At 65.1% G+C, this 478-nt stretch carries 1 protein-coding gene; it reads left to right on the top strand.

What is annotated here, in order from left to right; translation table 11 throughout:
- Positions 1-10 precede the first annotated feature (10 nt).
- Positions 11-478: hypothetical protein (locus I6F37_RS38800; RefSeq protein WP_225154189.1), on the top strand; the 468-nt coding region annotated here is incomplete at its 3' end.

Genomic DNA, 478 nt, shown 5'->3' with positions numbered 1-478 from the left:
GGCGGTCGGATTGGCAGCCATCCTGCTGTTCAGCGGCTTCAAGGCAAACCTGGGTGCGACCATGCTCACCGCCTATGTCCGGGCTGGAGGACATCTGCAGGTACAGCACCGCGACTATTTCCTCTTCGGCGGCGGCAACCCCGCGGCCTATGGCATCACCGACTATGGCCGCCTGCTGGAAACGATCCGCAACGACCCGGTGCTCAAGCCCTTGCTCACTGTGGCAACGCCGATGCTGCGCTTCGGCGGCCTGGCCGGCAACTTCGAAGCCGGCATCTCGCGCACGGTGATCGGCAGCGGTTTCGTTGCAGACGACGTGGCGCAGATGCGCTTGTGGAACGAGTTCTCGATTCCGCTGTCGCGGCCGCAGTTCGGATTGAAGAACGCCGATGCCGACGCGGCAATCGTCGGCATCGGCGTCGCGCGCGTGCTGCAGCTGTGCGCGAAGCTGTCGATTCCCGACTGTCCGGCGCCACAG

The sequence above is a fragment of the Bradyrhizobium sp. NBAIM08 genome, from assembly GCF_020193935.1.
Classification (GTDB): Bacteria; Pseudomonadota; Alphaproteobacteria; order Rhizobiales; family Xanthobacteraceae; genus Bradyrhizobium; species Bradyrhizobium yuanmingense.
The sequence above is the reverse complement of the archived record's forward strand: the minus strand, read 5'-3'. Positions and strand labels throughout refer to the sequence as shown.